This is a genomic window from Leptospira fainei serovar Hurstbridge str. BUT 6 (assembly GCF_000306235.2).
GTDB lineage: Bacteria > Spirochaetota > Leptospiria > Leptospirales > Leptospiraceae > Leptospira_B > Leptospira_B fainei.
In genome coordinates this window covers 15,362-36,965 of the sequence record NZ_AKWZ02000011.1, presented here as the reverse complement: position 1 = coordinate 36,965, position 21,604 = coordinate 15,362, and the positions used below count along the sequence as shown (strand labels likewise).

Genomic DNA, 21,604 nt, shown 5'->3' with positions numbered 1-21,604 from the left:
TTTTAGTCCGGTTTATAACAAAGCGAAACGAGTCCTAAGTCAAACATCGTGGTCCGAACGAGTTTTAAATTCAGCTTAGAATCCATTTCCCCAAACAAAGTCCTACCTTTTCCTAAAAGGATAGGACTGACGATATTCCTAAATTCATCGCAACTCCGTGTCTTATGAAGGTTCATGATAAGTTGGAACTTCCGAAGATCGCCATGTCTTTACCGGTTTGATTCTTTAATTTCAAGACTTCGTCTATGATATTTTCCTTACTCACCAAAACCGTCTTTCCGCTTATTCGCGAGTACCGTTACGTTCGAAATATATCACTTTTCCATAATTCTCTTTAGATTTTCCAGTCCCTCTTCGAAATTCTTTCCGATCATCGTATCCATATCGATAAAGACTCCCAAGATCCTGGAAAAAAAGGAAGCAGGACCCGACATCATCCAAGTGACTTTGGTAGAATCCCCTCCGCTTTTCAGAGTAAACTCTGCAGTATTATGCGCTTCAAAAGGCTCTAGAAAATCCAATTTTATACCCACTTTAGAAGGTTCGGTCGATTCGATAATCTCCATCCTTCCCTTGCCGATATTTGAATTGCCATTCCATTCGTAGATGGCGCCTTTTCCTGATATCGGTCCGGTGAGAGTTCGTTTCATCGCCGGATCCAATTTCTCATACGGCGACCAGGAACGCCAGCTTTGGAGATTATTGATGAGCACGAAAATCTTTTCCGGAGGCGCCTTAATCTCAATTGAACGTTCGACACGGAGAGTGTTCGATTTATTGGCGGCTAACAAGAGTACGGCGATAATCAGAACCACGATGATCGCCGCTCCGACCTTTAAAATTTGTTTTAGTTTAGACATAAAAATCTCCTAATAATCTAAATTTGATAAATATAAGCGGACGCAATCAATCACTCTTTGAAACCCTCGCAAGATGCTCGACCAATCTATCGAAACTACTATTCCAACCGTATTGATGGCCGTCTCGTTGAGTTACCGACTCGAATACCGACTGTTTGAATATCATCTTTGTCTTTCCTTCGTGTTCGGAGAAGATAATCGTCACCAAGTTTTCCTTATGGGGAAGATCGTTATCGCCTTCCCAAACGAAAGTGAAAACGAGTTTCTCGGGTTCTTTGATTTCGTGATAAACCCCGTTTTGCCAAAGATCGCCGCTACCGTCTACCGCTCGCAAACAAGTACGCCAAACTCCGCCGGGTCTGAGATCTTGTTCAACATAAACTGCCGGATGTTCCCGCGGGCCCATCCATTGTTTTGTATATTCCGGGTTTGTCCAAAGTTTGAATATGATCTCTCGCGGCGCATCGAAGATGCGAGTTATAAGAAGTTCCCCGTCATTTCCCATAGGATAAAATCAAGCCACCTTAGCCAAAAATTGCGCGAGGCGATCTAACGTCTGCTTCAATCCCTCTATCGCTCCGAATTCGTTAACTAGTCGATCGCGATCTTTTGCCGTTTTAAAGAGTAAACGCATGCAAAGTTCCGTTTTCCCTTCTTGCTCGGTAAAGGTCACCGTCACATGGAAATCTCCGGGATTTTCCTTATCATCCGATCCATGAGAATATACTAATCGTTCCGGCTTTACGACTTCAAGATAAACGATCTTATTCGGGTAGTCGATTCCGTCGCGACCGTGCATCGTAATACGCCAAACTCCTCCTTGTTTCACGTTCATTTCATGCACGGTACTCTTAAATCCGAACGGACCCCACCATTGTGCTACGTGATTTGGATCCGTCCAAGCGTTCCAAACTAATTCGCGAGGTGCATTAAAGATTCGTGTTGCTGAGATTTCTCTATCGGCCGTATCCGAAATATTCGTATTTCCTTGCGCCAAATTCTTTCTCCTTATTATATATCGAGTCCTACGAAAATCAGCATTTCGCCTGGAACTCCTCGAAGAGATCCTGCGCTTCCTCCGAACCAGATAAAAATATTCTGTAGGTTTCAAGTCTTTGCAAGATGCACGGCAAGCTGATCGAAGATCCCGGCAAAACCTTTCCGCATCGATTCATATCCGCCTAAGAACGCATTGATTTCTTCTTCCGTTGCGTTAATCGGGCCTGCCTTAATCGTAACTACCGTCTTTCCCTCTTGTTCGGTGAGAGTAAGTACGTTCAATACTTCGAGAGGCCAGGTTTCGCTCAAGGGATGTCGCGTAACTCCGCAGTTTTGATCCGAAAAAGAATCTACGAAAACGATCCGTTCCGGCGGTACGATTTCGCGATAAACGAACCTACCCCACATTTCAAGCCCGTCCGGAGATTTCATGCCGTAATGTAAAACTCCTCCGGGGCGGAGATCTAATTTTGCGACACTCGTATTGAACCCTTTCGGCCCCCACCATTGAGTCATGCGCCCCTGCTCGGTCCAGGCTTTCCAAACAAGATCACGAGGTGCGTCAAAAACGCGCGAGATGATGAATTCTTTTCCTTCGATTTGAGTGGTAATATTTTCGGTTTTCATGGTTACCTTCTTTTATGGTCAAATTCTGATTTTATGATTTTCAATGCGAGAATTCCTCTAATGCCGTAACGGAGGTTTTGCTTAATACGTTTCCCTACGCGAAAGTCTATCTTATAAAAGCGGGCTGCGAATGATTTCGACCACCGGCAGCGGATAACGTATTTAGATTCCGCCCAAGCCATAAAGACTTGTTTTCGAGGCGATTCGAAAACACTCGTATGACCGCACAGGTCCTCTTCCTCGTTTGATCTATATTCGATATTTGCACGTTCTCCAAACTTAAAATTTCTATTATTTATATTTTCCTAATTTTTTACGGGATGATATGTTAGAATTTCAACCCCGGTATTCAACTCCTTGGACTCCACGAGTTTAAGAACTTTCCTCGGTGTTTCGTCAAACAGCCGCCTACCGCCGCCGACTAGGATCGGATGAATCATCAGTCTAAATTCGTCGACGAGATCGTTTTGCAATAAGCCCCTCGCTAAAACTCCGCTACCGGCTACCAGAATGTCTTTACCCGGTTGTTCTTTGAGCTTACTTATTTCAGCTACGATATTTTCCTTTATTAGCGTCGAATTATTCCAATCCGCCTTAGTAAGCGTCGTCGTGACTACGAACTTAGGAATACCGTTCATTCTTTCCGAAAACCCCTGCTCGTCGGTCATCGAAGGCCAAGCTGCGGCAAAGCCTTCGTATGTTAAACGACCTAAAAGAAGAGCATCGCACGAGAATAATTCGTCGAATTTATATTTTCCGAATTCTTCGTTAAAGAATTGGTGACTCCATCCGCCAAATTCGGATTTTTCTGCCCCACCGGGATCTTCCATGACTCCGTCGAGTGTAAGAAATTCGGAAACGATTATTCTTCTCATTTGATATTCCCTCTTAATCTATGGTATTTCGTTTATTCGCTTCGAACCGGATGGGCAGAATATTCATCGAATGATCTGAATTCTATTTAACGAAATTATATTCGGTTTTAGAATATTATCGCTCATTCCATATTCGATCTTTCTTATCCATCCGATTCGCTCAATTATAGAACTTTACGACTTGAATAGAAGAGTTCTACTTGCGGGCCGTAATGCCCAAGAGGCTACGACTAAAACCAAACCGATTAAAGGCGTAATGATATGGACCACGGCATTGCCCACGAACGCGTTCGAAGCTGCTGCCGCAGTAAGATTGAATACCATTCCGGCGTACGCCCACTCCTTCACTAACGGAAATCGCGGTATAACGATGGCGATAGCGCCCAGTATTTTCCAAAAGCCTAAAATCGATGCGAAATAAAGTGGATAACCTAATTGGCTCATGCCCGCGGCCACTTCTGCATTACGACTTAGGTAGACGACTCCACCGAACGCATAATTAGCTGCCGTAAGCGCAGTAGCTATCCAATACACGATGCTTTTGATTTTTTCATTTTTCACGATTCGATTTCTCCTTGAATCTATTCATCTTTAAAATCCTTCCGTTGGAGTTCCCGCAGATATTCATCCAGCCGATCAAATCTTTCCTCCCATAATTGGCGATATCGATCGATCCAATCGGAGGCTTCTTTCAATCGGCCGACTTCCAATCTAGCGGGGCGCCATTGAGCTTCCCTTCCTCTCGAAATCAAGCCGGCTCTTTCCAGCACTTTGAGGTGCTTGGTAATCGCAGGAAGACTCATAGAAAATGGTTCAGCGAGTTCTTTAACCGTAACCTCGCCATTTTTAAGCGTAGCGAGAATTTGCCGGCGTGTCGGATCGGCAAGCGCAGCAAAGGTACTGCTTAAATGATCAACTGTCGCTTCGTATTGAACCATATGGTTAATTAACCTTCAGGTAAAATATAAGCCATTTCCCTGGTCGTCAAGTAAAAAAGGAGAAAATAACCTGATTTGGCCTTAAATTAAAGCAGGGGAGCCTGCCTGTCCCTGCCGATTCCAAAAAACGACAAATATGCTCGATAGTCAGAACCGTATTTGTCGGAAATTCGGCTTGTTATGCGAAGTAATTTCATTTAACAAGCCAATGTAAAGTGAGTTCACTGCAAAACAAAATATGCATAAAGGAGAGGTCCGGCTAACACTGTAGCTAAATGAGGAAGAAAAATATGTGGCCATGTCAAAATCCAGAAAAGTCGTTTCCATCCGCCGGCTCTCCAAGAAGTGGACCAGGATGTCGAAATTTGAAAAGGAGTAAGAGTCTTATTCTCTCCTGAAAAATATCCTTCTATCATTCGGATTCGAAGATAATAAGCATACTGAAACGATTTCCATAATCCTTCTATAATCCAAAATAGGAATGCGCTTCCGGCGGAAAGAAGCAGAATAGAATATGTGGAATCCAAAATAGCCGTTCCGATTCCGGCCATACTTAGAGTAACGCTCCATGCCTTGATCGTAAGCCCGCGAGAATCGAATGCTTCCACAGTTTTATGCAAATGGAGGTATTCCTGCAAAATCAGTCCCTCTTCGCGTTTATCGACTTTCACTCGTTTGACGGTCATTCTCTACAATGGGCCTTATCGAATTCATTTTTGCAAGGGAATGAAATCCCGCAGTTTCGGGAATCTAAGATAGAGCCCGCCCCATATTAGAATACCGAGATAAACGGGAAACAATATATGACTCATCCAGGGATTTAAGACGCGAACATGGGAGGCAACTGCACCGCCAAGGTAGCCGGTTAAGAGAATCGCACCAAGAATTGCGGTTCTGGGAATCGCATATAACAAGGTGCAGATTAACAAAGTTGTTCCTATCCCGGGCATTAAACTCATCGGATAATCGAGCTTGGCCGCGGCCTCCATCGCTTCCTTGGGCATACTCTCAAGAAAAAATTTCATAACACCGTCGAATAAAAGAAAGGCGATAGATAAACCGCTTAGTACTCGACCGGTCCATAAATGCCCTTTCGAAACAGTTTGAGATTCCATAATACGATGCTCCTCTACTCTAAAAACCGGCTCATCGTCAGTCTATTGATGAAAAATTCAAGTAATTTTTGTGAGTGTCATGAATGTCGATTCGACGGCCCTGCTCAGCTTCGATATACCATAAAGGAATTAAAGTATTTATGATAAGGTTATGTACTTTTGAATGGATAAGCGAACTCGTCCGCGTATAGATCGAGGTCTTTAAATATTAAAGGGGGGAATTCGCAAATGAACGGCCCTTTGTAAATCGAAAGGTATCATTATCAAAAGTTTGAAAGAAAGAGAAAGATATGTGATATTTACCGAATTAGAGCTGCCAAATCGGCCGCGAGGCTAAACGCGAACCATCACAATATAATGCAGTAGCGGGAAATATTAAAGTTTCATGAAAATACTTCATGAGAAAGAAAAGTGTTTTTCGATCCCGCCGTTATGAAATATTTTTAAAAAAAGTTAATTAATCAGATATCGTCCGTTTTTTTATCGGTAATTTCAGGATTTTCCGCGCTTTCTTCCGTATTTTCAGCATTTTCTTCACCGGGATTAGCAGCCTTATTCAGCTTTTTCTGGCGTTTTTCATCCTGTTTCTTCTTCTTTGCTATATCTTTCTGACGTTTTTCAAACAGATAGTTATTCTTTGCCAATTTATTATCCTTATTTACAGAATTTCAAAGATCAAATTCTGGAAAACAGTTAAATTCTTGGAAATGGAAATAATAAATCAAAGAATTAGGCTTATTTCGGTCGAGTTAACGATTTTGTGACAGAGCAGGATATGCCCTCGTTCGAACATTTATGCTATTATCCTTAACGTTCCGAATTAGTCGGATGTTTTCTTTTTTTTCGGTTGGCGCTGCGTCGGGTCATAAAAGAAAACCTCTTCTGCAATGCGTTCGCCTTCCCAACGTTGATAAGCGAGTTCCTCCATATGCGTCATTGTCTGGTCTTTCCACTCAAAATCAAAAATCCAGCGAATTACAACCTTATCCCCGTTCACAAAAACAGGACGAACGCATTTTGACGATATCGATTCGGCTCTTGCTAAGACGATCCTCTCATTCGCGACATGCAGATCCCTTCCGACGCGCGGTTTGGATTGGTTTTCCTGCATTGACGAATTTTCAGTATAAAATTCTTCTATCGCTTGATCATGCCGATTTTGTTCAACCAGTGCGATAAAACGTTCTAAAGTTTCAAGTGTAGGCATTTCCGTAGCCTCCTTTTCGGATCGTAATTAAAGAATATTTCCGATTTCGGAAAAATCCGAACCGATAAAACTACTCAGGCAAAGAATATGGTATCAATTCCTTTGCGAGCACGAAATTGGCAATCGGATTATCCTTTTTCGTTAATTTTAAACAATCAAAATCGACTATAACTTTAAATCTTAATTTAGGAATAGATCAATTCAATCCGCCGTCCTTTAATTAAAGCCATATATATTAGGAAAGACAATTTATATCTTTATGATACATTCTTGTTCAATGGATAATAAAAATGGATTACATTTTCCGCAATAGCGCCCGTCGATCGATAAAAATCGACCGCGTAAGTATCTTCCAAATCCGCTTGAACAAAAACTTCTTCCATTCCGATTTCTTTGCAGTAGTCCGTAGTCTTTGAAATCAATAATTTTCCAATTCCTTGTCGTTGAAATTCCGTCAAGATTGCGAGATCGTAAATATAAACTAACGGCAATCGAGAATAGTATTGATTTAAAGTATAAGCCGTCAAACCACCCATCACTTTTTCCTCAAACAGAGCCACAAAAACGAAGAAATTCTCGTCCTTCAATAAATGCCGAAGATGACTTTTGTCGGGCAATTTGAAATTTTTCATTTCAAATACGGTTTCAAAAACGCGGATAAGCTCGATGAATTTGTCAACATCCTGATCCGTTAATTTTTCTACTCTAATTCTTTCCATAGGGTTTCCTACATCGTTGGAATAATAAACCGAATCGCCGTAAAGAATTTTCCGGATTCGTATATGCCGTACGACTCTTCGCCAAACGTCTTTATTTCGCATTTCGACAGAACGCGGCAATCTGCACACCTGGCGGATCAATCATGCGCTCAGAGAAAATAAACTACCCCAATGTTTTGCATTTCTCAAAAATGTAAAGAAATCCGGAATCAGGAACCTATCATGATGGTCAAACCTTTCCACAGGAAAATTTTTGTCATTCTTCTCGTAGCTGCGACTTTTGGCTTGATCTCTATTATTCCCTACTCTCTCGAGCTTCAATCAGGTGCGCTGAAACAAACTCAACTTTCAATGCCGCTCCCTCTATTGGCGACAATCCAGATCATCACCCAGGTTTTGTTATTCGGAATAATAATTGCGATAGGACTTTATTTCGCAAATCGGACCGGTCTCGATCTACCGATTCTGGAAGCTTATTTTAAAGGAGAATCTATCAGGAATAAAATTCTTTCGATCGTGCCCATTAGCTGTATTCTCGGCGTGGTCGCTTCCCTGCTAATCGCGATGCTTGATGCCTATCTGTTTCAGCCTGCGCTCAAAATCGAACTAGGAGACAGGGCCTCTTCGCTTATTAATACCGGGGTAGCAAAGCCAGCGGCTTGGAAAGGTTTATTCGCTTCCTTTTACGGAAGCATCAACGAAGAAATCTTATTGCGATTATTCTTGATGTCCTTCTTGGTTTGGTGTGGACGTTTTTTAAGCAAGACCGCCGAGATCAAGCCGACAGCGGTCGTTCTCTGGACGGCTAATATCCTGACTGCGATCATTTTTGGCCTGGGACATTTGCCGGCTACATCGATGATCCTACCATTGACACCATTGGTGATTCTTCGAGCCGCCGCGCTAAATGGTTTGGCGGGAATCGCGTTCGGTTATCTCTTTGCCACGCGAGGATTAGAATCCGCAATGTTATCTCATTTCATTTGCGATTTAGTCTTGCACGTCGTATTGGTACCGTAAATCGCATGAGAAAACACGAATTGATTTCCTATCTACTTTTCCTTGTAACTAATTTCCCAGCAAGATAGCCCATAGGAATATATGCACAGGCTAAATCCAAAGCGATAAACCAAATAGGCGAAGGCAGCATGAATGCATTGGCAATCCCGCCGACTAAGAAAAAAGTCGCAACGCCTAACGCAAAATTAATCTTATGACTCGCGGAGATTACGGCTGTTATAGCTGAGCCTATGAATGTCCCCATAGCATGCGCTAAAAACGGTAAAATAAAATGTTTAGGCTGAAATAGATGCAGAGAAGCCTTTAGTCCTTCCATCGTAGTCATATCCGCGCCGTCCGGTGGAGGAATAATGTAAGCGCTGATCGTAATGATTCCCATGTTGACGGCGCTTCCCAAAAGGATACCTGCCGCAACGGATAAAATGTTCCTAATGATCGAATTCATATTAAACCGTCCTATTTTTTAATTAAAGAGCGGAATTCATGATTCGACAATTTCTTTGAATATAGTAAATCAAAAATCATCTAACAAAAACGGTTCACATGCCGAAAAACAGAGTCGCCGAGGGTCTGGAACTTTTTATATTTTGTCTCGATTTTTTCCGTCGCTATGTTTTCAATATAACTATTAAAAATGGAAAGATACGACAAAGAATATGCAACATAGGAATGTAAAAATATTTCTACGCAGACAATTATAATTTGTCTAAAAACGATTATATGGCGAATACGGTAATTCTGAAAAGGAATAAAGAATATGAATAAATTAAATCAAATTATGCTCTACGTAAACGACCAGGATGCAATTGCAGCTTTTTGGGTTAATAACTTCGGATTTAATGTTGAGGGAAGAGAAGACTACGGAAAATCCTTTGCCATTATTTTATCCGATAGCCGTCAAAATTCAACGAAACTAGTTCTGCAGAACAAAGCAGTCGTCGCTGCCGCTAATCCTGATATGAATCTTGGCACACCATCAATTCTTTTAACGTCAAGCGATATCGAAGGGTTATATCTAAAATTAAAAGAAAGAGGAATTACGGTCGGTGATAAAGTGAATTTTCCGAACGGGAAGAAAGTCTTTAATTTTGCAGATTCGGAGGGAAATTATTTTGCAATTATTGAAGAATGATTGGAACGAAAGAAAGGAAAATTAACGCTTAATACGAACGGTCTAATAAAGACGAAATTGTTATAAAGGACCGTTCCGGTTTTAATTTTCCAATAAAATTTGGAAAATATTATTGGAATTTCAAAAACGAACCATACCATTCCGAAATTATCGGAGCTTTCTTTTATTCTTTCGTTCTATGAATAGACCGAAAAGCCAGCCCCCAATTATAACGACGAATCCGGTTCCTATCAATACCGTTAAATGAAACCAAGCAGCAGTCCACATTAATATCTGCCCCGCAAGACGAATTCCCTGGGTCGTTTTACTCATATATTTTTTAACGTATTTTCCGAATGCAGAGTTTTTAAGGCTTTCGAGGTCCGCAAATTTAATCAGCAAAATAGTGATCAAAATAGACGGAATAAGAAATAGAATTAGAAACCAAGAAAGATTATGATGCCAGGCCAAATAAGTCGTATAAAGACCCGTACTAAAATCAACGCATAATTTCAACGGATGAATCTGGTGATACAGCAGTTTTTCATTTAATTCCACGGGTGAAATATATACCCGGCAGAATAATTGAAGTCTACAAAAGATTTAGGAAATCGCAACAGACTAAATTGGCGCGTATAGCGTTATAATTATGCCTCCATCTCGTATAATATGCGATCCTCATCATACATTAAATAGGGAAATCGTCTTCAAATTTATTCAACAAAATGGTTTAATACTTGACGAATGAAAAGTTCGGCATATATTCAACCAAATGGTTGAATTATACAAAAAGGAGCAAAAATTGGATCGAGTATTTGCGGCGCTTGCCGATCACTCGAGACGACAAATGTTGGCACGTTTGCGGAAAGGCTCGCTCACCATCTCAGAATTAGCGCAGCCCTTTTCTATGTCCTTTGCGGGGGTTGCCAAACATATAGATGTTCTAACCGCAGCCGGTCTTGTGCGAAAGGTACGCGCTCCGGAGGACGGGCGCAGTTTCCGGCTCGAACTGCAAAATCATTCTCTTTCCGAGGCTTCTGCCTGGCTCACCTATCATCAGGAATTTTGGACTAATAAACTCGACAAACTCGAAACCTTTATGGAGGAGCAAAACAATGACCGAACAGGTCCTAAAAATAGAAAAAAAAATTAACGCAGAACCGACGCGACTATTTCAAGCGTGGCTGAAAGCCGAAGAATTTTCGCGGTGGTTCCTATCGGGAGATCCCATCGGCCTTGGATCTGTGAGCATCGATCCGCGTCCAGGCGGCCGCTTTCATATCGATATGCTTCTCGATGGAAAAGTACTACCGCATGTGGGCGAATACCTTGTCATCGAAGAGCCAACAAAGCTTGTCTTCACATGGCGATCTCATGCCACCGGTGAACGAGATACCTTGGTCACGATTACTTTTACGGCATTGCCTACGGTTGCGGATAAGAATCGGACAGGCAAGATCGGAAAACCGCAGACGTTAGTCACATTGATTCACGAACGTTTGGCAAACGACGTTGAAATTAAAATGCATCAGCATGGTTGGACGAATATTCTATCCGGCCTGGAAAAATGGCAAGGGCAGGAAGAGTAAATAACGTTTTTATCGGCAAGGCCGAAAAAATCCACGAATAAGAAAGGAGAAGAATATGAACGGGATATATCACAAGATAGGAATTCGCGCCGGGGCCTCGGATGTCATCCAGGCGCTGACGACAAAAACGGGCCTTGCAGGCTGGTGGACAAAGCAGGTCGATGGAATGTTTTCGGGCGGGGCTTCCGCTGTCGGCGAATCGATTCGTTTCGACTTCGGGCATAAAGCCAATATGGAGATGAAAGTCCAAGAACTCGCTCCTCAACGTGTCCTCTGGGAATGCACCTCGGGACCCGAAGACTGGATCGGTTCCCATATAGATTTTAAATTGATCGCAGGTACCGCACCGGACGGAGCTGCCATGACTCTCGTTCACTTTCGACATCAGGATTGGAAGAATGAAAGCGACTTCACCGCACACTGCAGCATGAAATGGGCGACCTTCCTGCTCAGCTTGAAAAGTCTCGTTGAAATCGGTAGCGGCAGACCCGCACCCGATGATATTAAGATTGATGATTTGAATTGACCTTTTCAATGCACGGTTTCGACGGAGGAGCCGTGCGCTTTCAGGCAAGTATTACGAGCACCAGTAAAATATCCGCGCTTGGTTTTGTCCTTTTCAATCAATTTATAGCAAATATGCTACAGGGCGATCCGCCTGGTCAATACATTAGTAAGAATTAATAAATGAATCTATGCAGCCGAATCGACTTATGTTGATAGCTAAAGTGCATAATCTCTTTCATCGACCGTCGACATTCGCATAGCTAAGCGATATAAAGGGTGTTTAGACGAATGTTTCCGACAACTCTTTTAGAGTAAGAAGCTGTTTGCGCATCATAACCCAATCACCCCAAGGAAGCAAGGCCGCGAGCAGTTTGCGGCCTGAACGCTTCACTAACATCTTTACCAATAATCTGGAAGAACCCGTAGAAATTTCTTGCACCAAATAAGTCATAGCGATTTTACCAAAGAAATTTTCGACTTTGCGGGTATAAGTAATCAACGTTATGTGTTCGTTCTTTTTGAAGCTTGCCAACTTAAATATTATGAACTTCTGCCCTATACTCAATTTTTGCAATTCAGGATCCAAAGTTCTTGGACTGCGTTTTCCTTTGTTATCAATCCAATCATAACTATAAGGAGCTACTCTCAATTGGCAAAGCCACGGGAAGACGCGTTCGGGTGAGGCATTTATATCTATTCCCCGAAATAAAACGTCATCGGGTTCACTCATATATGCATCGCAGGCAAAAGATCGAATTTTCTCCGACTCGGATACTTGCCAAGAATACGCTTTCGAATTAGATAATATTTTGAACATAACGAATCAAAGAAGTAGGTTACGGTAAGCACTGTTCCGAAGAGTATTTCAATGTCTTTTACTATAAACGCAGTTCTTGAATCGGCGCGGACTAGTTATGCTGTAGCAGCCAGACATTCTCTTTTGCCGGACATTGTCCCTTCAATCCACCGATTACGTTTTCACTTCCGATGAAATTTAAGTGATAATACTTTTTATAGTGCCTGTTAACTTCCTCGTTACTGATCGAGAACGGAGGACCATTCGATAAGCTTTGATCGTATTCGTAGCAAATTAATAATTGCTGCGCTTTATCCGTAATCTCGACTAAGTGAGTTGTGTATCGATTGCGCATTTCCTCGGGCAAGGCTACTAATGCCGCCCTATCGTAAATTGCATCGACTGATCCGAGAAGTTTATTAGATAAATTAAATATATCTCCGACAAAGATATCGATATTATTTGCGCTATAGCGATCAAGTTCCCCCACGCTCGATATTTTCGGCTCGACGCCAAGTTCCTGAAATAATTGCTCAATGGCTATTTTGCTCAATTCGGCTCCGGCGACCCGATAGCCGTTTGAAAGCAGCCAAGAAATGTCGAGAGTTTTGCCGCATAAGGGTAAAAAGACTCTACTGCCTTTCGCTAAAGATAGCATTTTGAAATATTTGACCAACAGCGGGTTAGTCTCGCTTCCGTGGAAAGCGATATCGTTTTTTCCCCACTTTTGATGCCAAAAACTTGCATCCATAATAACTAATAGAGTAATTTATTCACGAATTCCTTGTCATTCGCAAAATAAGATTCGCGAATGAAAGATCAGAGATTCTTTGAAGCTCTTTCAGTCATAAAGGCAAGAGTGATCACCCAAAACATGTAGGACACGATAGCTACACGTTGAAGAATTCCAAAATGAGAGAAAAGAAAAGCCTCGGGTCCTTGCAATTGCGCGACCTTCATGGCAAAAATGGAAACAACGATGAAACATCCTACGACAAAACTCCACCGGCGAAAGCGGGAATGTCGTACCGTCCATGAGGAGACGAAACAGCAGGTAGGAAAGAGTAGAAAAACCGTTGCGCCAAGAATCTGATGCATCCACCCGTGGAATGTCCAAGAAGTTCGGGGGATGTCAGGTGCGTCCATGGTAAATAGGCCGGAGAAAGCGAGAGAGCATCCGATGAGAAATAGAAGTACCGGCAGAATTCGAGACCAGCTACGCCCCTTTGCGACAGGAAGAAGAGCGAAAGAGAAAACTACGAAACTAATTCCAACAATCACAAAATTCAAGATTTGTATCCAACCAAGCGGGCCAAGCGAGAGCGCACTCACAGGCATACGAACGGTTGAATAATCCGGGCGGACCCATCCACTAACGGTGAACACGATGACAAATAGTGCAGGTCCTACCTTGCCCATCTGAAGCGAAATCGAGTTCATAAACGCTTAGTTATCTATCGTCGTAAAATAACGTATAACGGACATGGATAATCGACATTCCATCATACAAGAAATATAGTCAAGCGCGAACTAAGATGAGGCTGGCCCGCCTGGAGGAAGTAGAGTTTTATTATATTAGGAAGAAATGCTTTTCACGAGGGAGCAAAACGAATTTAAAAGAATAAAAATAATTTGACTATATTTTAATATACTATTTATTCGCATATTTAGTAAATTTTAGAAACATTTTATTTCTATAAAGGAAAGACGACCCCATGATAAGAATCGCGCTATTTATATTGATGACTGTTTTGGCCTCCGCCATTAATGGCGAAGACAAAAAGACGCAAGCAGAGGAAAATCAAACTCTTTTGAACGGAAACTGGGTGTTAACCTCCGGTTGCGAACAGGATCCTAGCCCTTCTCCAACTGCTTGGATAATTATAAAGAATAATAACGTGATCTCATGCTCGCAACAATCTGTTACCAAAGGAATATTAATCAGAACAAAAAATAAAGGAATATATCGAATCGATTGGCAAAAAGGCCCCGCTTCCACTGCAGAATATCCTGTTACTCAATGGAATCTTTTAGGCGTAACTTCACAAGGCAGCACTAATTGTTATTCGAGAGTTAGAAATCCGCAAAACAACCCACCACAATTCTGTAATAAATAAGTGTTTTGCAAATTCGCAAAACGACGATAGATTACCGATCCGGAGGGCAAACAGTATTTTGCTCTCCGGACGTTCATAAAACTATTGGGCATCGATTTTTGGTTAATCCATCTAACAAACAGTAAGCGATACTGCTCCACAGTCTTTATCATCGCAGGTACTAATCGTTCAATCCCTTTCCATTGAGAATCTGCTTCATACATTTGTCAACGCGAGACGCCCGAGTTTTAGATTGCTTGGGTGCGGAAAAATGTAGAATGTACGCTCTTTGCCTTCCCGGCGTTAATGCATCAAATGCGGTTTTCAGATCGGGAACCTCATCTAATTTGCGTAGAAATTCTTCAGGAACGTCGAATTCTTTAGTCTTTTTTAAATTCACTTTCAAACCGGCTTTTTCCACTTCGATAGCTTCGTAAATATAAGCCTCCAAGATCGGCTTCAACTTAACGATCTCCCGTACATCGGTGAACCGAATCTGTCGAGCTGCCTGCACATTCTTCGTTTGTTGGACTAAAATTCCGTTAGCATCCTGTAACAACACGCCTTTGAAAAACAGAAGTGCACAATATTCTTTAAACACGTGTATTAAAACTATATTACTTTCCTGAAAGGTGTAGCAAGGAACACCCCACTTCAACTCTTCCGTTAACTGACATCCGAGAACGATTGTTCTTAATTTAGCCAATTCTTTTTGCCACTTTTCGGCTTTGCTAAAATAGAAATCAACCTTAGGATTCATCGTATTCTTTTTCATAACGTATTACTTAACGATTCTCGTTAGCTGTCGTGTTTCCATTATTAGAAACTGCCTTTTAATAATGCCGATGAGTTTCGAATCTAAATCAGTGACAATTCTTTCTTCTTTCAAGTGATCCGTTCTCGAATTCAAATCTAGATCCTTAGCGAGCCGCGAAATCCTCGGACGGCATAATAAGATTCCGCACCGTTATGATAAACGAAGACATTGTCGTAGCGGCGATCACAAAAGAGAGCGCCGCCGAGTTCTCTAATACCGGGAGGCGTTTTCACCCAACTCGATGTTTTCGTATCGAAATCTCCTAGTTTCTGCAGTTCCCGATATTGTTCTTCCGATAAAAGTTCGATGCCCATTGTCGCAGCCATATCGATTGCATTATTTTTCGGCTTATGTTCTTTCCTTGAATCCAGCGCTTCCCGATCGTAACAAACGCTTCTGCGGCCCTTAGGACTTTCTGCAGAACAATCATAAAAAACATATTCGCCCGTCTTTTTATCATAACTGACAACATCAGGTTCGCCGCCGGTTATTTCCATTTCGTTCAGTGACAATATTTTTTCGGCGCTACCTTTCAGCTTCACCTCAATTTTAGGCCATTCCAATCCTTTATGCCGTTTCATGTTTTTTTCAAAACGGTCCTTCAACGTTCTGAGTAGCTCCTGCTGTTTTTCCGCCGAGAATTTCTTTTTATTGCTATCAGCGCTCTTCATAACTTCCTATTCTTATGTTGATTAAACGAAATGACCTTTCTATCCTCGGGTCTGAAATACCAGGATACCAGCGTTAGAATTAGAAGTAGCAACGAGGGAAATATTTCACTCACGGAATGACCCGATGCGATATGTGAAAACGCGGCTCCGGACATGGCAAAGAAAAAACCTGCGTAAGCCCATTCCTTTAGAACGGGAAATTTGGGAATCAGTACGGCGATAACCCCCAAAATTTTCCAAACACCTAGTATCGTTAAAAAATAGATCGGATAGCCTAAGTCCGTAATCTTATCTACCTCCGCCTTAACTTTGATTAACTGAACTGCTCCAGTCGATACCATCCCCAATGCAAGCCAGATAGTAGAAATCCAATAGATAATTCTATTTCTCGTTGTCATAATGCGCTATATTAATTTGTTTACTATGTCTTGCAATCGGTTTTGCAATCCAATGGATAACGTTCATAAATGATACTAACTATTGTTGGAAGATCTTCAGGCTCGAAGATTGCGGAAGTTTGTAGCCGCCATCTGAAAGTTGATATGAAAAAGAGAAAATAGATTTTTAGCACCTTACCTCAGAATGGATGAATAATTTCGCGTAACAAAAGAAGAATTCTGAAGGATTTGGGCTGTATCCCGCTTCCCAAATCAATGACAGAGCCTAGAGTGAAAGCCACCGAAGCGAGCATAAATGAAATGGAGCCCGCATCGATAGTTATACAATATATAATCGAGAGCCTCTCAATGAATTTTAATTAAGTGTTGACTTAATTAAGCAAATGATTCAATATGTCCGAATGAATGCTTTTGCTGCTCTTGCAGATGATACTCGAAGGGAGATTGTGAAATTGGTGGCAAAGAACGGCGAGCTTACTTCGAGTGAGATAAGCCAAAATTTTAAGATGAGTCCGCCGGCTATTTCACAACACTTAAAGGTATTGAAAGAAGCCAAGGTTCTTCAAGTGAAGAAAGAGGCACAAAAACGAATTTATAGGCTGAATAACTCGGGAATCGACGAAATGGAGGATTGGTTATCGGAAATTAGAAATCTATGGAATAAGCGACTAGATAGACTGGATAAGTACGTATTAAAAATCAAAAAGGAGAAACACCGTGATAAAAAATAATGTGGAAGCAATCATTGAAGGCAATAGAGTCATTTATAAGAGATACTTTGACGTATCGATTGATCTGCTATTCGAGGCATGGTCGTCCCAGGAACATCTTTCCGAATGGTGGGGGCCGGATGGATTTACAATAACGACAAAGCGTTTGGATTTTTCAAATGGCGGCATTTGGGAATTTATCATGCATGGCCCCGATGGACACAATTATAAAAGCAAGATTCAATTTATAGAAATTAACAAACCTAATTACATTTATTATCAGCATCTTGGCGATGATGAAGGTACCAAGGAGATCCATTTCCAATCTAAAATCATATTTGAAGAATCCGGCGAAGGAACAAATCTTACTATGGAACAGATTTTCCCGAACAAAGAAGAGTTGGAAAGAGTGAATAAAAAATACGGTGCGATTGAGGGCGGCAAACAACATCTTGGCAACCTTGCTAAATATTTGGAAAAGCGTAAATAAGATACATTCTGAAAACATTATTGAAGGGGATTGCTTTTCGAATTTCACACGTCGTCTAGCAAAAAGATTAAGCTGCGTTCCATTTGCGGTAAAGCCGACTTGCATAAAACTTGTGTGAGTAAGCGTGGAGCTATTATAGAATGCGGCTCAGTTTAACCCAGAGAATAATTTGACCAAGTTTGACGAAGATCCTAATTATTGCCTTGCTGATAACTCTTGCAGATCATCGCAAGGCTCGCCCCAAAAAACCAAACTAAAGGAGGAAGATTCGCTACAATTGTAGGTCCCCAACCTGCGGCGTTGTAAAAAATCCGGGTGTTTACGGCGGTTCCGCACTTCGCCGGTATCGACAACAAGCACGTAACTGCGCTGACCCAACCTAACCAGCCAATCCATCAAGGAAGCGCTCCGAGTAATCCAAAAAGACCCGTCCATCGAATTACCTTTGCGTTATTCGTGAAAAGTCTCCTCAATTGAATGCTAACATTGCGTATAAGGAAAAAATCATTAGAATTGATATGAAGATGCGATAGACCCAAACCCAAGTTCGGCCATTTTCTTCTTGAGCGAATGCGCTCCTCATCGAGGCCGTCAAGCGTAATGCGAAAGTGCAGGCCGAACGGCTTGCGGATGCGAAGAGTCCTACATCGCTGGCTTCAACGCTTTGCCCTGTAAGATTATCGATTTCATGTTAGCGATAATCCCAAAGATAATCGTAATGAAATAGTACAGGACCTTCTCCCTGCAAGATGCGTGATAAAGAGGAATTTAGTGTTCGAATTTACTTCAGACTTGTAGAAATCAATAGCGAGGCATCTTGATTCATAAAAATATTTTCACCATTATAAAATGTTCTTATTTCCGTCTTTTTAAATCCCGCATCTGTAAGTAACGATTTTAAATCCGTATGACTAAATCCATTGTGAACTTTCGGATGGTTGACTTTCTCGTTTTTATCAAAATCTACAATAATTAATTTTCCATTCTCTTTTAATACAGAAAAGAATTGCTTTAGTATCCTGTTTGTATCCGGAATATGAAGAAGAACCAGCGAAACTACTATTATATCCGCTTTAATGCTTGAGGTAGTTTTCGTAAAATCAGAGTAAATAACTTCAGCATTTTTCATATTAGCTCGAATAATCTTCTCTTTTGCTATCTCGAGCATTTGTTCCGCAGAGTCCATTAATAGAATCTTATCGACTAATGGAGATAATTCCAATCCAACTAATCCGGTCCCGCTTCCATAATCCAATAACGATTTATCTTTACTATTTTTTAACTCTGATTTTATCTCCTTAACTATTATTTTCGCTAATTCCTGTCTTTCTTTCGTATCATATTCGCTTGCAATCTGATCAAATAAATTATTTTGCATTAGTCCATCATTTAATATTTAGTTAAAATATCTTCCGCCTTTCATGATTCTTTTTTTGTATGTTTCCGCTCTATTTGGAGAAGTTTTGCATAACGAAAAGTTGGCTCCGAAGCTAGTCTCCATTGTGGGGTTTTAGATTTGCCTTAGGCAAACAAACATGAAATGTTGTCCCGAGTCCTTCATGACTTTCAAGCCAAATCTTTCCTTGGTGTTTTTCAACAATCGCTTTAACGATCGACATTCCCAACCCGACGGGTTTTTCGCCTTGCATGCCGTCTCTGCGAGCTTTGGAATATTTATCGAATATATGCTGTTTTAACTTCTCAGGAATTCCTATGCCCGTGTCCTTGATCTCAAGCCGTACCTTTTCGTTCTCTTCAAAAGAATTGATTTCAATCTTTCCTGATTCGTCCGTAAATTTAAGAGAATTCGTTATCAAATTTTCTAATACTCGAGCAAATCTCTCGCGATCGATTAAGGCGGAAAGATCCGGAGGATGCACGGTAATTTTTATTTCTATATGTTTTTCGGATGCTTTGTATTGGAAAGGCGACAGAACTCGTTCAACATATGGATCAAGTTGAGTAATCTCCTTTGTCAAGGAGAAGTCTTCGCTCTCGATTTGGGCTAATTCCAGCAATTCTCGGACTAATTTTTCTGCCCTTGAACAAGCTTCTTGGGCATACATAAGAGTTTCCCTGTTTTTAGCGGAAATTTCCGGGATTTTTTCTTTTAGAAGATCCAGAGACATTTGTATTATATTGAGCGGATTTCGAATGTCATGCGCGATTGTGGCCATAATCAGATCTTTACTTTCATTCAAACGTTCGAGTTTTTCTTCTCTCCCTTTTAATTCTCTAATAATCGGTCTAAATACGAATAGAAACTCGGCGGTAAGTAATAATAGCGAAATGGCAGCCAGCAATATTTCAACAACCTCGAGCCTTTGGATACGCACTTTCGATTCTTTCTCGAACACTCCTACTATGGAATCCATCAAGGGCAGGTACGCTTCTTCATTCTTGAAAATTTCTGCCATTATCCCGCGTATCTGAGAACTATCTTCAAGATGCGAAATCGATAAATACAATCCTTTTTGATAAGGAGCAATGTCGTCGAAGAGTTTAGATATAGCCGGCGACTTGTTGACGGGTAAACCGATTTCTGCATCTCCTCGTTGAAGTGAAAAATGCGTTCGGTTCCAATTCTCGGTCTCCTTTTTTAATTCAATAAAATTCCCCGGATCAATCATAGACATTAGCGCCAGTTTAGTGATTCGTTGACTATGCATTCTCTGTTTTCCCGCAATGTTTACGATTAATCCATCTTTCCGAACTTCCACTAAAAGAGTATGAATGATAACTTGATTAACAATGATCAAGATTGCTACTGAAACAATCGCAAAAAAATACAGGTATTTCTCGGTTATTCTACCTATGTACGGCTTCTTCATAATGGTCTTTGGATTTTAATGGTAAGGAAACAGAAAGAAAGGCTTTTTCCCAACTATAATATACTTAGTTCAAAAAAAAGTATAATCGAAGAAGCCGAAAGAACGTCTCCGAGTTTCAAATGAAAAAAATGTTCGCTTTATGTAAGGAGTTAAGAACAATAAGTGAGATTCAAAGCTTAGCAAGACTGAAGATTCATGAAGGCAAAATTGAGGAATTCAAGCGCGTCGTTTCTCAAGACAAGCGCAGGATCATCGGGCGAGAACTATGCGGAACGCCAACTCTCAAATTAGCCTTAGCCTTCACGGGTCTCCTGTCCGAAGTTTTCGGCCTTATTAGCCATGATGTCCATTCCGTTCTTACATTGTAAGTTTTTGAAAATTAAGTGTGCACTCTGGTGTTTTCTTACCTGGCGGATACGACCGAGCGATTGCGCATATTAAATTCGTAATACAAACAAGCAAATTACTCAAAGACAAAGGAGAAATATATGGCGAAGGCAAAGAAGAAAAGCAGTCCGACAAAATCTAAACCGGACGACATGAAAATCGAATTTATGGGCGCTCCATCGCACACCATCACTCCTTTTCTCATGTTCAATGCGGATCTCGTGGAAGTGACAAATTTCTACGTATCGATTTTTAAGAAATCCAAAATTATCAGGGCAAATCGGATGCAGGCGGATTTCATTTTGAACGGCCAAAAGTTTTCCGCTTACAATGGTGGACCTAATTTTCAATTCAGCTGGGGTGTCTCATTCATGATCAGCGTCGATACCCAGAAAGAAGTCGATTATTATTGGAACGCTCTTCTTGTAGACGGTGGAAAAGAAAGTATGTGCGGTTGGGTTCAGGACAAATACGGCATGTGGTGGCAGGTGACACCTAATATTCTCTTAAAACTTATCTCACATAAAGATTCGCAAAAAGCGGAGCGCGCGCGACGAGCGATGCTAAAGATGCGAAAAATCGACATTGCAGCGCTCAAAGCGGCAGCCGGTTAGAATGAAATATCTATTGCATCGCCAAAAGTCATACGCATTTAAACGTATCATCCTAATAAGTATCTAATCTGAAAAAAAATCGCTTTGACGATGCAAATGCCTATGCAATGGGGGATGCAATTATTTCGGACATCGAACGAGTTGCCCCGAAATTCGGCATCCACGCAACAATGATTCTAAGCGGAACGAGCTTGACGATTTGCCACAATAAGATTTGAAGCACTTCA

General features: G+C 41.3%; 33 protein-coding genes. 9 read left to right on the top strand and 24 right to left on the bottom strand.

What is annotated here, in order from left to right:
* Positions 1–2 precede the first annotated feature (2 nt).
* From LEP1GSC058_RS20215 to LEP1GSC058_RS17870, 13 genes are all read right to left on the bottom strand, one after another.
* Positions 3–176: a dihydrofolate reductase family protein gene (locus LEP1GSC058_RS20215; protein ID WP_016551322.1), complete on the bottom strand. Its 174-nt coding sequence runs from the start codon at positions 174–176 to the stop codon at positions 3–5.
* Positions 177–314: 138 nt separating this feature from the next.
* Entirely contained in the window at positions 315–860 is a 546-nt protein-coding gene (locus tag LEP1GSC058_RS17930; RefSeq protein WP_016551191.1) for an SRPBCC family protein, read from the bottom strand.
* Between the two features lie 46 nt (positions 861–906).
* Positions 907–1,365 (bottom strand): SRPBCC domain-containing protein, encoded by a 459-nt coding sequence (locus LEP1GSC058_RS17925; RefSeq protein ID WP_016551118.1) that lies wholly within the window; start codon positions 1,363–1,365, stop codon positions 907–909.
* Positions 1,366–1,374: 9 nt separating this feature from the next.
* Positions 1,375–1,857, bottom strand: a complete 483-nt coding sequence (locus LEP1GSC058_RS17920; protein WP_016551372.1) for an SRPBCC family protein — start codon at positions 1,855–1,857, stop codon at positions 1,375–1,377.
* Positions 1,858–1,967: 110 nt separating this feature from the next.
* Entirely contained in the window at positions 1,968–2,486 is a 519-nt protein-coding gene (locus tag LEP1GSC058_RS17915; RefSeq protein WP_016551169.1) for an SRPBCC family protein, read from the bottom strand.
* Positions 2,487–2,791: 305 nt separating this feature from the next.
* Complete coding sequence (locus LEP1GSC058_RS17905; protein ID WP_016551072.1) at positions 2,792–3,361, bottom strand: dihydrofolate reductase family protein; 570 nt, start codon at positions 3,359–3,361, stop codon at positions 2,792–2,794.
* 174 nt (positions 3,362–3,535) lie between these two features.
* Positions 3,536–3,922, bottom strand: coding sequence for a DoxX family protein (locus LEP1GSC058_RS17900; protein ID WP_016551303.1), 387 nt, complete (start codon positions 3,920–3,922; stop codon positions 3,536–3,538).
* Between the two features lie 20 nt (positions 3,923–3,942).
* A complete protein-coding gene (locus tag LEP1GSC058_RS17895; RefSeq protein WP_010568577.1) occupies positions 3,943–4,299 on the bottom strand; it encodes an ArsR/SmtB family transcription factor in 357 nt (118 codons plus the stop codon).
* Between the two features lie 221 nt (positions 4,300–4,520).
* The gene (locus LEP1GSC058_RS17890; protein ID WP_016551170.1) at positions 4,521–4,985 is read right to left on the bottom strand and encodes a hypothetical protein; all 465 of its coding nucleotides are present in this window, start codon (positions 4,983–4,985) and stop codon (positions 4,521–4,523) included.
* Between the two features lie 24 nt (positions 4,986–5,009).
* On the bottom strand, positions 5,010–5,414 hold the full coding sequence (locus LEP1GSC058_RS17885) for a DoxX family protein (RefSeq protein WP_016551065.1): 405 nt from the start codon (positions 5,412–5,414) through the stop codon (positions 5,010–5,012).
* A gap of 461 nt (positions 5,415–5,875) precedes the next feature.
* On the bottom strand, positions 5,876–6,058 hold the full coding sequence (locus LEP1GSC058_RS17880; RefSeq protein WP_016551082.1) for a hypothetical protein: 183 nt from the start codon (positions 6,056–6,058) through the stop codon (positions 5,876–5,878).
* Between the two features lie 176 nt (positions 6,059–6,234).
* Entirely contained in the window at positions 6,235–6,621 is a 387-nt protein-coding gene (locus LEP1GSC058_RS17875) for a nuclear transport factor 2-like protein (RefSeq protein WP_016551298.1), read from the bottom strand.
* Between the two features lie 257 nt (positions 6,622–6,878).
* The gene (locus tag LEP1GSC058_RS17870; protein ID WP_039948846.1) at positions 6,879–7,340 is read right to left on the bottom strand and encodes a GNAT family N-acetyltransferase; all 462 of its coding nucleotides are present in this window, start codon (positions 7,338–7,340) and stop codon (positions 6,879–6,881) included.
* 222 nt (positions 7,341–7,562) lie between these two features.
* On the opposite strand from LEP1GSC058_RS17870, the gene LEP1GSC058_RS17865 reads away from it, so the two are divergent.
* On the top strand, positions 7,563–8,360 hold the full coding sequence (locus tag LEP1GSC058_RS17865) for a CPBP family intramembrane glutamic endopeptidase (RefSeq protein ID WP_016551148.1): 798 nt from the start codon (positions 7,563–7,565) through the stop codon (positions 8,358–8,360).
* A 28-nt stretch (positions 8,361–8,388) separates the two neighbouring features.
* Here the strand turns inward: LEP1GSC058_RS17865 and LEP1GSC058_RS17860 are convergent, their stop codons facing one another.
* A complete protein-coding gene (locus LEP1GSC058_RS17860) occupies positions 8,389–8,805 on the bottom strand; it encodes a hypothetical protein (RefSeq protein WP_016551075.1) in 417 nt (138 codons plus the stop codon).
* Between the two features lie 312 nt (positions 8,806–9,117).
* Here LEP1GSC058_RS17860 and LEP1GSC058_RS17855 point away from each other — a divergent pair, with 312 nt between their 5' ends.
* On the top strand, positions 9,118–9,492 hold the full coding sequence (locus LEP1GSC058_RS17855; RefSeq protein WP_016551384.1) for a VOC family protein: 375 nt from the start codon (positions 9,118–9,120) through the stop codon (positions 9,490–9,492).
* Between the two features lie 147 nt (positions 9,493–9,639).
* Here the strand turns inward: LEP1GSC058_RS17855 and LEP1GSC058_RS17850 are convergent, their stop codons facing one another.
* A complete protein-coding gene (locus LEP1GSC058_RS17850) occupies positions 9,640–10,029 on the bottom strand; it encodes a hypothetical protein (RefSeq protein ID WP_016551158.1) in 390 nt (129 codons plus the stop codon).
* A 214-nt stretch (positions 10,030–10,243) separates the two neighbouring features.
* Here LEP1GSC058_RS17850 and LEP1GSC058_RS17845 point away from each other — a divergent pair, with 214 nt between their 5' ends.
* The 3 genes from LEP1GSC058_RS17845 to LEP1GSC058_RS17835 are packed head-to-tail and all read left to right on the top strand — an operon-like array spanning position 10,244 to position 11,586.
* Positions 10,244–10,624 carry an ArsR/SmtB family transcription factor gene (locus tag LEP1GSC058_RS17845; RefSeq protein WP_016551204.1) on the top strand — a complete coding sequence of 127 codons (381 nt, stop codon included), beginning with the start codon at positions 10,244–10,246 and terminating at the stop codon, positions 10,622–10,624.
* Positions 10,587–11,060, top strand: coding sequence for an SRPBCC family protein (locus LEP1GSC058_RS17840; protein WP_039948795.1), 474 nt, complete (start codon positions 10,587–10,589; stop codon positions 11,058–11,060). Before LEP1GSC058_RS17845 ends, LEP1GSC058_RS17840 begins: the two co-directional genes overlap by 38 nt.
* A gap of 55 nt (positions 11,061–11,115) precedes the next feature.
* Complete coding sequence (locus LEP1GSC058_RS17835; RefSeq protein ID WP_016551218.1) at positions 11,116–11,586, top strand: SRPBCC family protein; 471 nt, start codon at positions 11,116–11,118, stop codon at positions 11,584–11,586.
* A gap of 261 nt (positions 11,587–11,847) precedes the next feature.
* Here the strand turns inward: LEP1GSC058_RS17835 and LEP1GSC058_RS17830 are convergent, their stop codons facing one another.
* From LEP1GSC058_RS17830 to LEP1GSC058_RS19825, 3 genes are all read right to left on the bottom strand, one after another.
* Positions 11,848–12,297 carry a hypothetical protein gene (locus LEP1GSC058_RS17830; RefSeq protein ID WP_232224741.1) on the bottom strand — a complete coding sequence of 150 codons (450 nt, stop codon included), beginning with the start codon at positions 12,295–12,297 and terminating at the stop codon, positions 11,848–11,850.
* 178 nt (positions 12,298–12,475) lie between these two features.
* Positions 12,476–13,114, bottom strand: a complete 639-nt coding sequence (gene tmpT, locus LEP1GSC058_RS17825; protein ID WP_016551336.1) for a thiopurine S-methyltransferase — start codon at positions 13,112–13,114, stop codon at positions 12,476–12,478.
* A gap of 68 nt (positions 13,115–13,182) precedes the next feature.
* Complete coding sequence (locus tag LEP1GSC058_RS19825) at positions 13,183–13,803, bottom strand: DUF998 domain-containing protein (RefSeq protein WP_016551238.1); 621 nt, start codon at positions 13,801–13,803, stop codon at positions 13,183–13,185.
* Between the two features lie 275 nt (positions 13,804–14,078).
* On the opposite strand from LEP1GSC058_RS19825, the gene LEP1GSC058_RS17815 reads away from it, so the two are divergent.
* Positions 14,079–14,480, top strand: coding sequence for a hypothetical protein (locus LEP1GSC058_RS17815; RefSeq protein ID WP_039948793.1), 402 nt, complete (start codon positions 14,079–14,081; stop codon positions 14,478–14,480).
* A 160-nt stretch (positions 14,481–14,640) separates the two neighbouring features.
* Here LEP1GSC058_RS17815 and LEP1GSC058_RS17810 read toward each other — a convergent pair whose 3' ends face one another.
* The 3 genes from LEP1GSC058_RS17810 to LEP1GSC058_RS17800 all read right to left on the bottom strand — a co-directional run bounded on the left by LEP1GSC058_RS17810 (position 14,641) and on the right by LEP1GSC058_RS17800 (position 16,345).
* Positions 14,641–15,234 (bottom strand): YdeI/OmpD-associated family protein, encoded by a 594-nt coding sequence (locus LEP1GSC058_RS17810; RefSeq protein WP_016551174.1) that lies wholly within the window; start codon positions 15,232–15,234, stop codon positions 14,641–14,643.
* 137 nt (positions 15,235–15,371) lie between these two features.
* On the bottom strand, positions 15,372–15,947 hold the full coding sequence (locus tag LEP1GSC058_RS17805) for a DUF4256 domain-containing protein (RefSeq protein ID WP_016551304.1): 576 nt from the start codon (positions 15,945–15,947) through the stop codon (positions 15,372–15,374).
* Positions 15,944–16,345, bottom strand: a complete 402-nt coding sequence (locus LEP1GSC058_RS17800; protein WP_039948792.1) for a DoxX family protein — start codon at positions 16,343–16,345, stop codon at positions 15,944–15,946. Before LEP1GSC058_RS17800 ends, LEP1GSC058_RS17805 begins: the two co-directional genes overlap by 4 nt.
* A gap of 401 nt (positions 16,346–16,746) precedes the next feature.
* Between LEP1GSC058_RS17800 and LEP1GSC058_RS17795 the strand changes: the two genes are divergently transcribed.
* The gene (locus LEP1GSC058_RS17795; RefSeq protein WP_039948842.1) at positions 16,747–17,076 is read left to right on the top strand and encodes an ArsR/SmtB family transcription factor; all 330 of its coding nucleotides are present in this window, start codon (positions 16,747–16,749) and stop codon (positions 17,074–17,076) included.
* Positions 17,063–17,545 carry an SRPBCC family protein gene (locus tag LEP1GSC058_RS17790; protein ID WP_016551344.1) on the top strand — a complete coding sequence of 161 codons (483 nt, stop codon included), beginning with the start codon at positions 17,063–17,065 and terminating at the stop codon, positions 17,543–17,545. Before LEP1GSC058_RS17795 ends, LEP1GSC058_RS17790 begins: the two co-directional genes overlap by 14 nt.
* Positions 17,546–17,740: 195 nt before the next feature.
* Here LEP1GSC058_RS17790 and LEP1GSC058_RS20210 read toward each other — a convergent pair whose 3' ends face one another.
* From LEP1GSC058_RS20210 to LEP1GSC058_RS17780, 3 genes are all read right to left on the bottom strand, one after another.
* On the bottom strand, positions 17,741–17,980 hold the full coding sequence (locus tag LEP1GSC058_RS20210; protein WP_156860730.1) for a hypothetical protein: 240 nt from the start codon (positions 17,978–17,980) through the stop codon (positions 17,741–17,743).
* Positions 17,981–18,326: 346 nt separating this feature from the next.
* Complete coding sequence (locus LEP1GSC058_RS17785) at positions 18,327–18,923, bottom strand: class I SAM-dependent DNA methyltransferase (RefSeq protein WP_016551138.1); 597 nt, start codon at positions 18,921–18,923, stop codon at positions 18,327–18,329.
* Positions 18,924–19,035: 112 nt separating this feature from the next.
* Positions 19,036–20,376 (bottom strand): ATP-binding protein, encoded by a 1,341-nt coding sequence (locus LEP1GSC058_RS17780; protein WP_016551300.1) that lies wholly within the window; start codon positions 20,374–20,376, stop codon positions 19,036–19,038.
* Between the two features lie 488 nt (positions 20,377–20,864).
* Between LEP1GSC058_RS17780 and LEP1GSC058_RS17770 the strand changes: the two genes are divergently transcribed.
* Positions 20,865–21,377, top strand: a complete 513-nt coding sequence (locus LEP1GSC058_RS17770; RefSeq protein ID WP_016551167.1) for a VOC family protein — start codon at positions 20,865–20,867, stop codon at positions 21,375–21,377.
* Positions 21,378–21,604: the final 227 nt, after the last annotated feature.

Bases quoted from the DNA above. Each gene is read 5' to 3' on its own strand.
- LEP1GSC058_RS17865 (WP_016551148.1), top strand. From the start codon at position 7,563: ATGATGGTCAAACCTTTCCACAGGAAAATTTTTGTCATTCTTCTCGTA.
- LEP1GSC058_RS17770 (WP_016551167.1), top strand. From the start codon at position 20,865: ATGGCGAAGGCAAAGAAGAAAAGCAGTCCGACAAAATCTAAACCGGAC.
- LEP1GSC058_RS17930 (WP_016551191.1), bottom strand. From the start codon at position 860: ATGTCTAAACTAAAACAAATTTTAAAGGTCGGAGCGGCGATCATCGTG.
- LEP1GSC058_RS17805 (WP_016551304.1), bottom strand. From the start codon at position 15,947: ATGAAGAGCGCTGATAGCAATAAAAAGAAATTCTCGGCGGAAAAACAG.
- LEP1GSC058_RS17855 (WP_016551384.1), top strand. From the start codon at position 9,118: ATGAATAAATTAAATCAAATTATGCTCTACGTAAACGACCAGGATGCA.
- LEP1GSC058_RS17905 (WP_016551072.1), bottom strand. From the start codon at position 3,361: ATGAGAAGAATAATCGTTTCCGAATTTCTTACACTCGACGGAGTCATG.
- LEP1GSC058_RS17800 (WP_039948792.1), bottom strand. From the start codon at position 16,345: ATGACAACGAGAAATAGAATTATCTATTGGATTTCTACTATCTGGCTT.
- LEP1GSC058_RS17875 (WP_016551298.1), bottom strand. From the start codon at position 6,621: ATGCCTACACTTGAAACTTTAGAACGTTTTATCGCACTGGTTGAACAA.
- LEP1GSC058_RS20215 (WP_016551322.1), bottom strand. From the start codon at position 176: ATGAACCTTCATAAGACACGGAGTTGCGATGAATTTAGGAATATCGTC.
- LEP1GSC058_RS17780 (WP_016551300.1), bottom strand. From the start codon at position 20,376: ATGAAGAAGCCGTACATAGGTAGAATAACCGAGAAATACCTGTATTTT.
- LEP1GSC058_RS17815 (WP_039948793.1), top strand. From the start codon at position 14,079: ATGATAAGAATCGCGCTATTTATATTGATGACTGTTTTGGCCTCCGCC.
- LEP1GSC058_RS17785 (WP_016551138.1), bottom strand. From the start codon at position 18,923: ATGCAAAATAATTTATTTGATCAGATTGCAAGCGAATATGATACGAAA.
- LEP1GSC058_RS17890 (WP_016551170.1), bottom strand. From the start codon at position 4,985: ATGACCGTCAAACGAGTGAAAGTCGATAAACGCGAAGAGGGACTGATT.
- LEP1GSC058_RS17830 (WP_232224741.1), bottom strand. From the start codon at position 12,297: ATGAGTGAACCCGATGACGTTTTATTTCGGGGAATAGATATAAATGCC.
- LEP1GSC058_RS17795 (WP_039948842.1), top strand. From the start codon at position 16,747: ATGAATGCTTTTGCTGCTCTTGCAGATGATACTCGAAGGGAGATTGTG.
- LEP1GSC058_RS17860 (WP_016551075.1), bottom strand. From the start codon at position 8,805: ATGAATTCGATCATTAGGAACATTTTATCCGTTGCGGCAGGTATCCTT.
- LEP1GSC058_RS17915 (WP_016551169.1), bottom strand. From the start codon at position 2,486: ATGAAAACCGAAAATATTACCACTCAAATCGAAGGAAAAGAATTCATC.
- LEP1GSC058_RS17870 (WP_039948846.1), bottom strand. From the start codon at position 7,340: ATGGAAAGAATTAGAGTAGAAAAATTAACGGATCAGGATGTTGACAAA.
- LEP1GSC058_RS20210 (WP_156860730.1), bottom strand. From the start codon at position 17,980: ATGGACGGGTCTTTTTGGATTACTCGGAGCGCTTCCTTGATGGATTGG.
- LEP1GSC058_RS17840 (WP_039948795.1), top strand. From the start codon at position 10,587: ATGACCGAACAGGTCCTAAAAATAGAAAAAAAAATTAACGCAGAACCG.
- LEP1GSC058_RS17810 (WP_016551174.1), bottom strand. From the start codon at position 15,234: ATGAAAAAGAATACGATGAATCCTAAGGTTGATTTCTATTTTAGCAAA.
- tmpT (WP_016551336.1), bottom strand. From the start codon at position 13,114: ATGGATGCAAGTTTTTGGCATCAAAAGTGGGGAAAAAACGATATCGCT.
- LEP1GSC058_RS17845 (WP_016551204.1), top strand. From the start codon at position 10,244: ATGGTTGAATTATACAAAAAGGAGCAAAAATTGGATCGAGTATTTGCG.
- LEP1GSC058_RS17885 (WP_016551065.1), bottom strand. From the start codon at position 5,414: ATGGAATCTCAAACTGTTTCGAAAGGGCATTTATGGACCGGTCGAGTA.
- LEP1GSC058_RS17925 (WP_016551118.1), bottom strand. From the start codon at position 1,365: ATGGGAAATGACGGGGAACTTCTTATAACTCGCATCTTCGATGCGCCG.
- LEP1GSC058_RS19825 (WP_016551238.1), bottom strand. From the start codon at position 13,803: ATGAACTCGATTTCGCTTCAGATGGGCAAGGTAGGACCTGCACTATTT.
- LEP1GSC058_RS17835 (WP_016551218.1), top strand. From the start codon at position 11,116: ATGAACGGGATATATCACAAGATAGGAATTCGCGCCGGGGCCTCGGAT.
- LEP1GSC058_RS17895 (WP_010568577.1), bottom strand. From the start codon at position 4,299: ATGGTTCAATACGAAGCGACAGTTGATCATTTAAGCAGTACCTTTGCT.